Raw genomic sequence first — 14,102 nt, 5'->3', positions numbered from 1 at the left:
TACATGGACGTACTTGCAGCGGCCCCCGCAACCGGCCCCACCCCGCCATCCCACGGAATGCCCGCTGTTGCTGTTGCTGTTGCTGTTGCCGTTGCCGTCGATTCGGCGGGTGCAGGGCGCAGCCCTGCCGACAACCCCTTACCGCACTGGCATGTCGTAGGCGGTACCGGAGTCCGGCTCGGGCTGCAGCGTGTAGTGCCACCACTCCTGCGAATAGTTGGCGAAACCTCGCCGTGCCATCGCCTGTACCAGCTGCTGGCGGTTGCCCTTCTGTGCGTCATTCAGGCCGGGCGTCTGCGTATGCGCGCGCGGGCCGAAGAAATCGAAATCGGTGCCCATGTCCATCGGCGTACAGCGCCCGCTGCGGCAATCCAGCAGGCCCAGATCCACGGTGGCACCACGGCTGTGGCCGGAGCGCTCGGCGATGTAGCCGTCGCTCAGCAGCTGCGGCTTGTCCAGATCCGGATACTGCAGCGCCTTGCGCGACTGTTCCTGCGGATCACTCACCCAGGCCATGAACGCCTGTACCGCGCGCACCGGGCGATAGCAATCGTAGAGACGCAAGCCAAAGCCCTGCGCGCGCAGGTCGGTTTCCACAGCGGCCAACGCCTTTGCCACCGGCGCCAGCAGATAACACGCGGGCGCCTCATAGCCGGGCACGCGCGCAGCGGTGAAGTTGTTGGCACCGGCGTAGCGGATGTCCATCTCGATGCGCGGCGACAGCGTGCGGATCTCCACCAGTCCCGCCGCAGTGACGTCGGTGGCGGGCGAGATGCGCGGCGGCTCAGCGGCGTGCGCCGCCGCTGCCAGGGCAATCGCCAGTACGAGTGAAATGCAGGTCCTGGAAGTCATAGCTGAAGTCGATCTCCGGATCGATGGCGCGCAGTTCCAGCGTCGGCGTGCCTGCATCGGGATTCAGCCACGCCTGTGCCGCGGGTTCCAGCGTATCCCACTGCAACAGCCAGCGCCCTTCCAACTGCTTCACTGTTGCCTGCAGCGCGGGCGATTTGTCCACGCTGAAGCGCAGGCGATTGCTGGTGGGGCATAGCGAGGCGGGGCCAAGCCAGGGATCGCGGTAACGCCCCTGCCAATGCGCCAGATCGGTGGTTGCAGCCGGTCGGGCAGCCCGGGTAGAGGGTGCACGACTTCCTGTGGCGGCACGCGCGGCCCGATCGGCCTTCAGCTCGGCCAGGTAGTACCCCACAGGTTGCGCGTCATCCGGCGCGGTGAACTGTTTCAGTGTTGACTGCATCAGCGCGGTACGCGCGTCCTCGGCCTCGCCGTTGATCAGCATCACCACACCGACCTTGCGATCCGGCAGCAGCGCCAGCGAGGAATACATGCCCGACAGCGTACCGGTGTGCGCGACCTTCCAGTGCCCGTCCATGTCCGACACCCGCCAGCCCAACCCATAGCCATAGAAGTGGGCGTTGTCCCACTTGCGTTGGCGTTCGCCCAACGGCATCGGCATGTGCAGCGTCCACAGCATGCGGCGTTGCTCGGCGCCCAACCACGCCGGTGCCAGCGCCGGGTCCAGCAGCACCTGCATCCAGCGCGTCATGTCGCGCAGCGAACAGCGGATGCCACCGGCCGCCATCGACGTCAGATCGGGGCTGAGCGTTCCATCGGCACCGGCCACCACATTGCGGCCATCGCGACGCACATGCGGTTGGGCGACATTGCCGACCTGCTTCACCGACCATGCGCCCACCTGGCAACGGGTCATCCCCAACGGTTCAAACACCCGCTCGCGCATCAGCTGCTCATACGGCTTGCCACCGGCGGCCGCAGCCACCTCACCAGCAACGACGTACATCAGGTTGTCGTAGGCGTAGCCGCTGCGGAAACTGGTGACTGGCTTCAGGTGTGCCAGCCCGGCGATGACATCGCTGCGGGTGAAGGCATTGGGCTCGGGCCACAGCATCAGGTCACCGGCACCCAGGCCGAGGCCACTGTTGTGAATCAGCAGATCGCGCACCTGCAGGTGTTCGCCCACCCAGGGGTCATGCATGCGGAACGCCGGCAGGTGGCGGCGTACCGGGTCGTCCCAGCGCAGCTTGCCCTGCTCCACCAGCGTGGCCAGCAGCGCGGCGGTCATCGCCTTGCTGTTGGAGGCGATCTTGAACAGCGTGTCTTCGTCGATGCGGCCGCCGTCACCGCGCGCGCCTTCGGCGTGGCGATAGACCACCTGGCCATCCTCGACCACCGCCATCGCCAGCCCCGGCAGGTGCTCGTGCTGGCCCACGAAGGCGATGTCGGCGTCAAGGCGTGCGGTGTCCACCGCCCCTGCTGGGGCGGCGGGGCTGGCCAGTGCTGCAGCCAGTAGCAACAGACGATGCAAGTCAGTCTCCGTCAGGCAGCGCGCAGGCAGGTACGGCGTTCATCAAGCCACGCCGCCCCGCAGGGCGGCGCGCAGATGCATCCTCAATAATTCCAGGTCACCGTCAACTGCGCATAGCGCGGCGACTGGAATCCCATGCCATAACCATACATCGGGTTCGGCGTGCCGATGCTGTCCTGCGGTTCGTAGTCCTGGTCCACGGTGACCACGCGCTGCTGGTTGAGCACGTTGTACACCGCCAGCTTCAGGCGCAGGTCAGTGGGGATCGGCACCTTGTAAGAAACGCTGACGTCCAGATCGTAGGTCCACGGGGTACGGCCATCGCCACCGCGCGGCGAATGCACGAACACACGTTCGGAGGGGACCGTCGACTGGCAGTTGGACACACACACGTAATAGCTGTGGAAGTCGGTGTCGTCGAAGGGATTGCCCGCACCGAAGCGGGTGATCGGGCTGCCCGACTGCACGCCCAGGGTGGCGGCCACGCTGAGATTCTCGGTCAGCGCGTAGCTGCCGCGGAACTTGAACTGATGGCGGCGGTCATTGGCCAGATAGCCATAACCGCGGTAGTTCACCCATGGGTTGTCGAAGTTCTCGGTGCGGCCAGCGTCGGCGAAGTCGGTATCGGAGTTGACCGGGCCTTCGGCGTTGCCGCGGCCGTAGGCCAGCGTATAGGAGGCATTGAAGCCCCACTTGCCATCCCACGCGCGATCGACCTGCAGTTCCAGCGCCTTGTAGTCACGCTTGGGCTTCACCCAGCCGCGTTGGCCCACGTAATTGCCGTCGTCGTCATACAACGCCCAGCCTTCCTTGGAGGTGTCGATGTCGATCCAGCCATCGTTGCTGCCATCGCAATTGGTGTCCCCCCAGACTGTGTTCGTGCGCCCGGGGTTTCCCATGATCCAGACGCCGTCGATCGCACCACACTGGCCGGTGGCGGTGATGTTCATGTCATCGATGGCGTTGCTCAGGCGCCGGTAGGTGACGCTTGCGGCAACCGACCACGATTCACTCAGCATGTGCTGGAAGCCTAGAATCGCCTCATCCTGGTAGACCGGATCCATGTCCCGGTTCACTTCGGCGCGCAGGTCCGGGACGCTGCCATCGCCTTGCGAATTGTCGACCGGACCGATCTGGCCGCCCAGGTTCGGCACGTTGTTGGCGGCGCCGGTGTAGCCCAGGAACTCATACCAGGTGCGCTCATCGAGGAAGCCACCGGCCTGCTTGATGTTGATGACGTTGGCCACCGGCAGGTAGTAACGACCCAGGTTGCCGAACACCTTGGTGGTGCCATCACCACGAACGTCCCAGGCGAAGCCCAGGCGCGGTGCGATCATGTTGTCGATCTTGATGTAGCTGTCGCCGTCGCCGCCCTTGTTGTCGAACCCTTCCACGCGCGCGCCGATGTTGAGCAGGAAGTTCGGGGTGACCTGCCAGTTGTCTTCCAGGTAGTAGGCTGAGTTGATGGTCTCGAACGAACCGGCCACTTCGTAGCGGCGGGTACGCGCGACCAGGCCGCTGGCGGGCACGGTGCCGCCGTTGAGTGAACTGCCCGGCGTGCGGTAGTAGATGTCGTAGCGCAGGCCACCGGGACCGGGATAGGCGCGCTCGTAGTCGGAGGTGTTTTCTTCGCGGTCCAGGCCAAAGCGCAGCAGATGGTTGCCGATGGACCATTCAAAGTCGGCGCGCGCGGCCTTGCGCGTATCCAGCGCCGACTCCAGCTGCGAGCTGCTGGTGCAGCTGCGGTCACCCTGCAGGTTGGAGGGCACGCCCTGGCTGGCAGTGCGGTTATCGAACACGCGGTTGCAGTTCTCGTCCATCAACGAGCTCTGCGTGCGGTTGCGCTTGTTCTCGCCATACATCAGCTTCATGGTCAGATCGTTGTTGACCTGCCAACTGTAGGTGCCCGACCAGTTCCTGCCGCCCACCGTGTTGTAGATCTGGTTGTTGCGCTCGGCTGCGACAGTGCCGGTGTCATGGTCGTAGCGATAGACGTCGGTGACGGTATCGCTCTTGTCGGAGAATCCGAACAGCGACAGCATCTGGTTGTCGGTGATCTGCCAATCCAGCTTGCCGCCCCAGAACGGATCATCGGCGGTACCCCGGTTGAACACGGTACCGGCATCATTGGTCGAATTGGGCGTGTAGTCGCGCGCTTCGTACATGCCGAAGAAGAACAGCCGGTCCTGCACCAGCGCACCGGAGGCGAACACATTCAGCGCACTGCGCGAGTAGTCGTCACGGCTGGCGGTGATGTAACGGCTGCCGTCGCCGTCATAGCGGTCGCGCGCCTGCGACTGCCAAGCGCGCAGCTCGAACACCAGTTCGGCACCGGCCTTGAAGTCGTTGCTGCCCGAGCGGGTGACGGCGTTGATGACGCCGCCGGTGCTGCGACCGAACTCCACCGAGTAGCCGCCGGTCTTCACCTGGAACTCCTGGTAGAACGAGAACGGTACCGACGAGAACCCGACCCGGTTGTAGAAATCGGTGACGTTCAGGCCGTTGATGTAGACGGTGTTCTCCGCCACCGACGAACCACCGAAGGAGATGCCCTGTCCACCCAGCGAGCCCTTGCCCTTCACCGCGCCAGGCGCCAGCAGCGCTACCGCGGTGATGTCACGGTCCACCGGCAGCCGCGACAGTTCCTCGCGGGTGATGTTCGTGGCCGACTCGGTGGACTTCACGTCCACCATCGACACCACCTGCGGCGCGCGTACTTCAACGGTGCCCAACGTGCTGACCGCGCCCAGCGGCACATTCACCGTGGTTGCACTGCCCAGGCTAACGGTGACCTGGCCGACGCGGCTGGCAGCACCACCCGGCAGGCTGACCTCCATGTCATAGGTGCCGACCGGCAACAGCGGAATGCGGTAGCTGCCCTTGCTGTCGGCCTGCACCGAACGCACAAAGCCAGTGGCGGGGTTGCGCACGGTAACGGTGGCACCGGCAGGCACCTGTCCGGCATCGCTGGTCAGGCGGCCGACCACGGCTCCGTCCTGTGCGAATGCGCTGGGCGCCAGCGTGGCCATGCACGCGCCGAGGGCGACGCACAAGGCCGCCCGCTTGATGTTGTAAGCCTTCATCCCCTGCTCTCTCCTGCAAGAATTGAATGGTGGTGGGGTGGTGTGTCGCGCTAGCGTTGCCCGGCTGGCAGTACCCGCCACTGGAAGTCGTAGCTCCATTGGTCGAAGTACACGTTGCCGCCTGACCACTCGGCCTCGCCGCGCTGCGAGTCGACCGTTTCCGAGCGGTAGTGCTGTTTGGCCGGCACGAACGCCTGGCCGAAATCGTCGTTGAAGGCGATGCGGTAGCCATCGAGGCCACCGAGGTAGAAGTCACGCAGCGCGGGCGTGTCGCTGGCCAACGCGCCGGTGGTCACATCCATCGGCAGCCAGCCATAGGGCGCCAGGTAGACCTGGCCCCAGTCGTGCAGGTTGTTGTAGCCGCTGCCATCGTCGGAGAACACCATGCCCGATTGCCAGCGCGCGGGAATGCCGTTCATGCGCAGCAGGGCGATCAACAGCAGTGTCTGCTGCCCGCAATCGGCATGACCGGCGCGCAACGCGTAGTCGCTGATGTTGCTGAGGGTCGAGTACTCGCGCGCACCGGCCCATGGAATGCGGTCGACCGCGGCGAACAGCTTGCGTACCACTTCATACGGGCGTGTCTCGCCCTGCAGCACCTGCTCGGAGAACAGCTTCAGCGCCGGCGTGAAGCGCACGTGCGGCAGCTGCTCGGCCAGATAGGGCTTCAATGCTGGATCATCCGGCGTGGCCTGCACCTTCGTCGCATCGATTGCCGTGTGGCGCGCGAAGATCGTCACCGCATAGCGGATTTCAAAGTGCGTCGGCTGCCCGGCCACCGCCTTGGCTTGCAGGTAGGCGGTGCGCTGCTGGGTGCTGGCCGGGGCGACTCGAGCCTTGCCTGGTGCACTGCCGATCCACTGCACGCGCTCCTGCTGGCCGGGAATCTCGCGCGGGTACGGAATCCAGGCACGTACGGTTTCGCCGGCCGGTACGGCATCCGCCTTGACCGTCAACGATTGGGTGAATTCGATGCGCTGCGGCAGCACGGATGCCGTGCCGCTCTGTTCGGTGGCAGCAACTACGCGCGCGTGATGCGCGTTGAGCACCTCGTTGGGGCCCGGCGCCGGCATAGGCGCATCCGCGCGGCGGCGTGCGCGTGCTTCATCGCTGAGCAGGAACAGGTTCGATGGTGCGCGTTTGAAGTACCAGCGCGTGCCATCGATGTCGAGATGCTCGATCAGGCCAAGCTGGTCCCAGCGCGCGAATTCCTCGTCGGTCAGGTCGGGAATCCAGCGGCGTACCGCTGCTTTGGCTGCGGCTTGGTCAAGGGAGAAATCCAGTTTGATGCGGCGCATGCGCTCGCGCTGGAACGCGCTTTCGGCAGCATCGCCAGCGGTCGCCAGCAACGCATCGGCATCGCTGAAACGACCGCTGTCGACCAGATCGATCAGCTGGGTTTCCCGTTCGCGATCAGTGGCGCTGCGCGGATCCGCGGCCGGTGCCGCCGACGCCCACAGCAGCAGCGCGGCACACAGGCCGGCAGCGGCAGGCAGAGACGGTTTGCGAACGGCAGGATCCACAGCGACACTTCCCAAGCGCGGGTGGTAACGGCTGTGTAACACGGGCCGGAAGACCGGTCAATAATTTATTCTTGCTTTCGGGGCCGAAAGGAATAAATATTCCAACAGGCATTCGAGGAGGGTGTGCAGCGCATGATCCTGGCTTCCCGCGAACCGCGTCGGCACTGGCCGCACCGGTTGACCTTGGCACTGGCCCTGGGCCTGCTGGGCGCACCCGCATTCACCCAGGCGGCCACGCCTGCACCCGACCCCGGCGCCCCGCTGCCTTACGTGATCGGCCTGCACGAGGCCTACCTCACCGCGGACTACTGGGCGGCACGGCTGGACAATGCCGACGCACCTATCCTGGACCGCGCGCAGATCGAGGCGCAGAACGCACGGATGCGCGCGCAGGACAAGCACATCCAGGACATCGCCACCCTGCCTGCGCAGCTCAGCACGGCACAGGTGCGTGACAGCATCGGCGCGCTGTCGAGCTGGCCCACGCGGGCGCTGTATGACGACAAGGGCCGCGCCATCGCACCGGACGTGCGCAGCGCGATCGAAGCCAACCTCGGTCTCGACGCAGTTCCGTCGCAGGTGTCGCCGGACTACGCCCTGGTGGTGAAGCGCGCCGCGCTGCGCACCTTCCCCACCCGCCAGCGTGTCTTCAGCACCGTCGGCGATACCGACATCGACCGCTTCCAGGAGTCGGCACTGTTCCCCGGCGACAAGGTTGCCGTCGTCCACCGCAGCACCGACGGCCGCTGGCTGTTCGTGCACAGCGAGCGCTACAGCGCATGGATTGAAGCCGACGCGGTGGCCAGCGGTGACAAGGCCACGGTGCTCGGCTACGGCGCGAAGGGCCCGTACCGCGTCGTCACCGCCGCCACAGCGCACACCGCCTACACACCCGAAGAACCGCGCGTATCGCGCCTGCAGCTGGACATGGGCGTGCGCCTGCCGGTGTTGGCCGACTGGCCCGCCGCCGAGCCAGTGAACGGGCAACAAGCGCACGCCTCGTGGGTGGTGCAGCTGCCGGTGCGCGAGGCCGATGGCCGCCTGAAGCTGGTGCCGGCGCTGCTGCCGCGCTCGCAGGAGACCGCCGCCGACTACCTGCCGCTGACTCCGCGCCTGCTGCTGCAGCAAGCGTTCAAGTTCCTCGGCGAGCGCTACGGCTGGGGCCACGACTACGACACCCGCGACTGCAGTGGATTCGTATCGGAGATCTACCGCAGCTTCGGCGTGCTGCTGCCACGCAATACCAGCGCACAGGCGGTCAGTCCCGCGCTGGACCGCTTGCCGTTCACCGCCAAGGACGGCAAGGCCGTGCGCGACCGCGCCGTCACCGATCTGCAGGTGGGTGACCTGGTCTACATCCCCGGCCACGTGATGATGGCCATCGGCCACGTCGATGGCCGCACCTGGGTGATCCACGATACCGCGGGCGGCAGCTGGTTCGGCGCCGACGGCAAGCGTGTGCAGGCCCACCTCAATGGCGTATCGGTCACCCCGCTGGAGCCGATGATGGCCAGCGACAGCGTCCGCTACATCGATCGCATCACCAACATCCAACGCCTGCGTGCCAAGAACCCCTGAATGAAGATCACCGCCATCGAACTGGGCATGCTGCGCGTGCCGCTGAAGACCCCTTTCAAGACCGCGCTGCGCACGGTGGAAACCGTGGAGGACGTGGTGGTGCTGATCCGCACCGACAGCGGCCACACCGGCTACGGCGAGGCGCCTGCCACCGCGGTGATCACCGGTGATACCCACGGCTCGATCATCGAAGCGATCCGGCACTTCATCGCCCCGCGCCTGATCGGCCAGGAGGTGGTCAACCTCAACCGCCTGTGCACGCTGGTGCAGACCGCGATGGAGCGCAACACCAGCGCCAAGGCGGCGGTGGAGATCGCCCTGTACGACCTGTGGGCGCAGCTGCATGGCGCGCCGCTGTACCAGATGCTCGGTGGTGGCGACCCGGTGATCACCACCGACATCACCATCAGCGTGGACTACATCGACAAGATGGTGGCCGATTCGCTGTCGGCGATCGAACGCGGCTTCGAGTCGCTGAAGATCAAGGTCGGCAAGGACATCGGCGTGGACATCGAGCGGGTCAAGGCGATCCATGCCGCCGTCGAAGGCCGCGCGCTGCTGCGCCTGGATGCCAACCAGGGCTGGACCGCCAAGCAGGCGGTGCATGCGATGCGCACGCTGGAAGATGCAGGTGTGGTGCTGGAACTGCTGGAGCAGCCGGTCAAGGCCGCCGACATCAGCGGCCTGAAGTACGTGACCGATCGGGTCAACACCCCGGTGATGGCCGACGAGAGCGTGTTCAGCCCGAGCCAGGTGATGGACCTGATCCAGCAGCGCGCCGCCGACATCATCAACATCAAGCTGATGAAAACCGGTGGCCTGTCCAACGCAATCCGCATTGCCGACATCGCCGGCATCTACGGCGTGCCGTGCATGATCGGCTGCATGATCGAATCCAGCATCAGCGTGGCTGCAGCGGTGCACCTGGCGGTAGCCAAGAGCGATGTGATCACCAAGGTCGACCTGGATGGCCCCTCGCTGGGGCAGTTCGATCCGGTCAGCGGCGGGGTGCGCTTCAACGAGTCGGAGATCAGCATCAGCGATGTGCCGGGGTTGGGCATCACCGAAGTGCGGGGGTTGGAGATGCTGGGTTGATTTCTGCCTTGCGGCTGGCTTGGCGTACAACTGACGTTGGGTCGGGCGTTACTTTTCTTTTCGCGAAAAGAAAAGTAACCAAAAGAAACGCTCCGCCGGCCGCGAGCCGACGTGCTGCGCACGCCGGTGCCCTGCGCTCCTCGGTCCGCCGAGGGACGGCGCGGAACTCGCTGCGCTCAGACACCCGCGCCTCTTCGCCCTCGCCGGACCTGCGGTGCTCGGCTCGCTTGAAGGCGGACTCAACTGCAGCTCCGGGTAGATCCACGCCATGCGTGGATGTCCTTGCTCCTGCTTTTGCCCCACTCCGTACCCCCTTCGCGGCTGGCACCCGCCCGAGCCACCACATACTCTGCTCTACGCCGCCAACCGCAACGCGCCTACACATGCCCGGACGCCCCGCATGCCGCCCCTGCTGAAAATCCGCACCGAGCGCGGGCAGATGTCGGCCATCGAACGCCGCATCGCCGACTTCATCCTCGACAACGCGCACCTGCTGCGCGACTACTCCTCGCAGCAGCTGGCCAGCGCGCTGGGCATCAGCCAGTCCAGCGTGGTCAAGTTCAGCCAGAAGCTCGGCTTCAAGGGCTACCCGGACCTGAAATATTCCATCGGCGAGGACGTCGCCCGCGCCGGTGCCGACCCACAGCAGGCGCCCGCCGAACCGGACATCAGCGATGACTACCTGCGCCTGGGCGACGCCCTGCGCCGCAGCAAGGCCCAGGCCGAGGAAGAAACCCGCCAGGCCAACCCACGCGAGGAGATCGAGCGCATCGTGCAGCTGCTCGACGGCGCGCCCAAGCTGTTTGTGCATGGCCTCGGTGACGACGGCCTGTATGCGCGCGAATTCGCCATGCGGCTGTCGCTGCTCGGCCTGCTGGTGGTGCCGCATACCGATCCGATCCTGATGCTGGCCAACCTGTCCGCCGCGCGCCCGGGCGATGTGCTGCTGATGTTCTCCGAGTTCGGCAAGTTGCCACAGCTTTCGCAGCTGTCGCGCCAGTTCCAGGACATGGGCGGCAAGGTGGTGTCGATCACCCGCCACACCGCCAACCCGCTGCGTGCCCATGCCGATGCGGCACTGGTGGTGTGCGCGCACGACCGCGCGCCGCAGGTGGCGCAGCTGCTGTACCGTAGCGCCATGCATGCCCTGCTCGATTTCCTGTTCGTGCTGCTCTGCCACGCCAATCCGGATCGCCAGCAGCAGCTGGCGGTGAACCTGGAACGGATCGACCACCTGCTGGATTCCTGACCGGAGCGCCCGATGAACCTGCTGCTGGCCCGCCTTGCATCTGCCGCGCTGCTGCTCGTTGCCGCAGCTGCTCTCCACGCTGCCCCGCTGGACAACGCTCGCCAACTGATCGTGGTTACCAGCGAGACCTGGGACAGCACGCAGGGCCAGCTGCAGGCCTTCGTGCGCGACGGCAAGCACTGGCGCAGGCACGGCCAAGCCTTCCCGGTGGCGCTGGGTCGCACCGGCAGTGCCTGGGGCCTGGGCCTGCATCCTGCCCAGACCGACGGTCCGCAGAAACAGGAAGGCGATGGCCGCAGTCCGGCCGGTGTGTTCGCGCTGGGCAGCGCGTTCGGCTATGCCATCACCCGGCCCGGCACGGCAATGACCTATCAGCCGATGCTCGAGAGCAGCTACTGCATGGACGTGCCAGCATCGCCGTTCTACAACCGCATCGTCGATGCGAAGAAGGTGGGCAGCGCCGCCATAGCCGGTTCCACCGAACCGATGCGGCTGGACCTGCACAACCAGGGTGACGTGCGTTACCGGGAAGGCTTCGTGATCGCGCACAACCCGGACAACCAACCCGGCAAGGGCAGCTGCATCTTCGCCCATCTGTGGCGCCAGCCCGGCGAGGCCACCGCTGGCTGCACTGCGATGCCAGAGGTGCGCATGCAGGCGTTGCTGGACTGGCTGCGCCCGCAGGACACGCCACGCTTCGTCCTGTTGCCAAGGGCCGAATACCAGCGCCTGCAGGCACAGTGGAAGCTGCCCGCGCTTGAAGGAGCCGTACGTTGAGCGCCGCCGACGAACCCCAACTGCAGCGCGCGGTCAGCCGCTGGCAGATCGTCGGCCTGTCCATCAACGATGTGGTCGGCAGCGGCATCTACCTGCTACCGGCGGCCACGGTCGCCCTGCTCGGCCCCTTCAGCCTGTGGGGCGTGGTCGCCGCCGGCATCGTCGTCGCCCTGCTGGTGCTGTGCTACGCGCAGGCGGCCAGCTATTTCGATGAACCTGGTGGCAGCTACCTGTACGCGCGCGAAGCCTTTGGCCGCTTCGCCGGTTTCGAGATCGGCTGGATGATCTGGCTGACCCGCATCAGCTCGGCCGCAGCGCTCAGCAATGCGCTGGCCGACGCTGTGGCGCGGTTCTGGCCGTGGGCAGGCGCAGGCATGGGCCGTATCGCGATCATCGTTGTCTCGCTCGGTTTCCTCACCGGGGTGAACATCATCGGCGTGCGTTCGGCCGCCCGCACCGGCATCGTGCTGGTGATCGGCAAGATGCTGCCGCTGCTGTTGTTCGTGGCCATCGGCGCGTTCTACATCGACCCGCAGTTGGCCTTCTCCGGCCAGCGCCCGGACCCGCACGACCTGCAGCGCATGGGCGAGGCGGCGCTGCTGTTGCTGTATGCCTATGCCGGGTTCGAGAACATTCCGGCCGCAGCCGGCGAGTACCGCAACCCACGCCGCGACATCCCGTTCGCGCTGATCACCATGATCGTCACCGTCACCGTGATCTACGCGGCGGTGCAGATCGTGGCGCAGGGCACGCTGCCCGGCCTGGCCAACTCGGCCACGCCACTGGCCGATGCGGCCTCCAGCTTCGGCGGCGAGGCGCTGGCGCTGATCCTCACCGTGGGCGCGACCATCTCCATCCTCGGCACCAACAGCAACACGATGATGATGGGCCCGCGCTTCCTGTTCGCCCTGGCCCGCGATGGCTACGGCCCGAAGGTGCTGGCGCAGGTGCACCCGCGCTTCCGTACCCCGGCCGCGGCGATCTTCTGCCAGGGCCTGATCGCCCTCGGTCTGGCGCTGTCCGGGTCGTTCGTGCAGCTGGCACTGCTGTCGATGACCACGCGCCTGTTCGCCTACATCGGCACGGCCGCCGCAGTGCTGGTACTGGCCAAGCGCTATGCCGACCGTCCCGGCGCGCTGAAGCTGCCCGGCGGCCCGTTGATTCCGGTGCTGGCCCTGCTGCTGTGCGTGGCCCTGTTTGCCAGTGCCAGCTGGCAGAACATCGTCGCAGCGCTGGTCGCCTTCGCCGTTGGCGCGGTGATCTACAAGCTGCCGCGCAAGGATGCCGCTGCTGATTGACCTGCCGATCACGCTGCCGGTCCGGCGCGTTAACCGGCCGATGGGCACGATCAGGCTTCGTCCACTACGGAGCCTTCTGTCCATGAGCCCCGATTACCAGATCCCCGGTCGCGTGCCGGAAGACAGCACCCCGCGCGAGGCCATTTCCGACTACTGGCGCGACCGCTACAGCGCCGAACCGTATTACGACGCCAGCCTGCTGTTCGATGACTACGAGCCGGCCTATCAGATCGGCCACGCAGCACGCTTCAACGAAACCCGCGCCGATCAGGTGATCCGCGCCTACGAACAGGTCGAAGCGGAGTTGCAGTCCCGCTGGGCGACCGAGCGCGGCAAGAGCCGCCTGGAATGGGATCAGGCCCGCGCCGCTGTCCGCCGCGGTTGGGATGAAGCCCATGTAGCCGATCCGCGGCTGACGCGCCACGGTTGACCCCTCCAGCAGTTGACTGATGCAGCCCCAGTAGCGCCGAGCCCCTGCTCGGCGCCTTCTGCGTTGCAGGCCTGGGCCGGGCAGGCGCTCGGCGCTACCTCAGCCGGTCATTCCTGTTCCGGCAGCGGCGGGATCGACGAAGCGCGCTTGGGCTCGGCCGCGTTGGCGGCAATCAGGTCACGGGTGTTCTTCTGCACCGCCACCGCGCCAAACAGCGACAGCGCGAACGCCATGCCGTAGAAGCCCTTTTCGCTCAGCACCAGAGTGGCGTTCCACAGGCCGACCAGCAGCAGCAACAGCGCCGACAGCAGTGCGAACCAGCACAGCGCGTAGTACAGGCCGCTCACCGGAATGGCCTCGACGCGGTCACGCACGCTCTTCTGCAGCGATACCGCTGCAAACAGGCCGAACAGCAGCAGGGTCAGGTAATAGCCCTTCTCGTTCAGCGGCATCTCGGCATTGAACAGGCCGACCAGGTAGGCCACCGCGCCCAGCAGCAGGGCCACCCACGAGGCGGCGATGAAGGCGGGCGAGGGTCGATGGATGAGGAGTGCGTTCATTGCAGGTCCTTGGCAGACAGGCGGGCAATGCTTTGCCCGGGCGACAACACCCTAGACGATCCGCGCCATGCCGCACAGGGGGAGCAGGACCTTCGGGCCACGACCGTCACCGCCCCGGTGGTATACAAGGGAGAGCCTGGCCATCCGCATCCCCTTCCGCTGGAGATA

At 66.1% G+C, this 14,102-nt stretch carries 11 protein-coding genes; 6 read left to right on the top strand and 5 right to left on the bottom strand.

Annotated elements, in window-relative coordinates; genetic code table 11:
• Nucleotides 1-138: 138 nt before the first annotated feature.
• The 4 genes from CLM74_RS01920 to CLM74_RS01905 all read right to left on the bottom strand — a co-directional run bounded on the left by CLM74_RS01920 (nt 139) and on the right by CLM74_RS01905 (nt 6,947).
• Nucleotides 139-852 carry a M15 family metallopeptidase gene (locus tag CLM74_RS01920; protein ID WP_105163313.1) on the bottom strand — a complete coding sequence of 238 codons (714 nt, stop codon included), beginning with the start codon at nt 850-852 and terminating at the stop codon, nt 139-141.
• A complete protein-coding gene (locus CLM74_RS01915) occupies nt 785-2,341 on the bottom strand; it encodes a serine hydrolase domain-containing protein (RefSeq protein WP_105163312.1) in 1,557 nt (518 codons plus the stop codon). The genes CLM74_RS01920 and CLM74_RS01915 overlap by 68 nt, the downstream gene beginning before the upstream one ends.
• 83 nt (nt 2,342-2,424) lie before the next feature.
• A complete protein-coding gene (locus CLM74_RS01910) occupies nt 2,425-5,424 on the bottom strand; it encodes a TonB-dependent receptor (protein WP_105163311.1) in 3,000 nt (999 codons plus the stop codon).
• Nucleotides 5,425-5,474: 50 nt separating this feature from the next.
• Nucleotides 5,475-6,947 (bottom strand): transglutaminase-like domain-containing protein, encoded by a 1,473-nt coding sequence (locus CLM74_RS01905; RefSeq protein WP_105163310.1) that lies wholly within the window; start codon nt 6,945-6,947, stop codon nt 5,475-5,477.
• A 132-nt stretch (nt 6,948-7,079) separates the two neighbouring features.
• On the opposite strand from CLM74_RS01905, the gene CLM74_RS01900 reads away from it, so the two are divergent.
• The 6 genes from CLM74_RS01900 (at nt 7,080) to CLM74_RS01875 (ending at nt 13,374) form a co-directional block, all read left to right on the top strand.
• Complete coding sequence (locus CLM74_RS01900) at nt 7,080-8,525, top strand: SH3 domain-containing protein (protein WP_080150761.1); 1,446 nt, start codon at nt 7,080-7,082, stop codon at nt 8,523-8,525.
• A complete protein-coding gene (locus CLM74_RS01895) occupies nt 8,526-9,620 on the top strand; it encodes a dipeptide epimerase (RefSeq protein WP_025878242.1) in 1,095 nt (364 codons plus the stop codon).
• Between the two features lie 400 nt (nt 9,621-10,020).
• Nucleotides 10,021-10,869: a MurR/RpiR family transcriptional regulator gene (locus CLM74_RS01890; RefSeq protein WP_032975614.1), complete on the top strand. Its 849-nt coding sequence runs from the start codon at nt 10,021-10,023 to the stop codon at nt 10,867-10,869.
• Between the two features lie 12 nt (nt 10,870-10,881).
• On the top strand, nt 10,882-11,646 hold the full coding sequence (locus CLM74_RS01885) for a L,D-transpeptidase family protein (RefSeq protein WP_025878244.1): 765 nt from the start codon (nt 10,882-10,884) through the stop codon (nt 11,644-11,646).
• Nucleotides 11,643-12,944 carry an amino acid permease gene (locus tag CLM74_RS01880; protein ID WP_033830177.1) on the top strand — a complete coding sequence of 434 codons (1,302 nt, stop codon included), beginning with the start codon at nt 11,643-11,645 and terminating at the stop codon, nt 12,942-12,944. Before CLM74_RS01885 ends, CLM74_RS01880 begins: the two co-directional genes overlap by 4 nt.
• Before the next feature lie 82 nt (nt 12,945-13,026).
• The gene (locus CLM74_RS01875; RefSeq protein ID WP_025878246.1) at nt 13,027-13,374 is read left to right on the top strand and encodes a hypothetical protein; all 348 of its coding nucleotides are present in this window, start codon (nt 13,027-13,029) and stop codon (nt 13,372-13,374) included.
• A gap of 107 nt (nt 13,375-13,481) precedes the next feature.
• Here CLM74_RS01875 and yiaA read toward each other — a convergent pair whose 3' ends face one another.
• On the bottom strand, nt 13,482-13,934 hold the full coding sequence (yiaA, locus tag CLM74_RS01870; RefSeq protein ID WP_105163309.1) for an inner membrane protein YiaA: 453 nt from the start codon (nt 13,932-13,934) through the stop codon (nt 13,482-13,484).
• Nucleotides 13,935-14,102: the final 168 nt, after the last annotated feature.

It is taken from the genome of Stenotrophomonas sp. MYb57 (assembly GCF_002966815.1).
Taxonomy (GTDB): Bacteria; Pseudomonadota; Gammaproteobacteria; order Xanthomonadales; family Xanthomonadaceae; genus Stenotrophomonas; species Stenotrophomonas indicatrix.
This window is presented reverse-complemented; position numbering and strand designations above follow the sequence as displayed.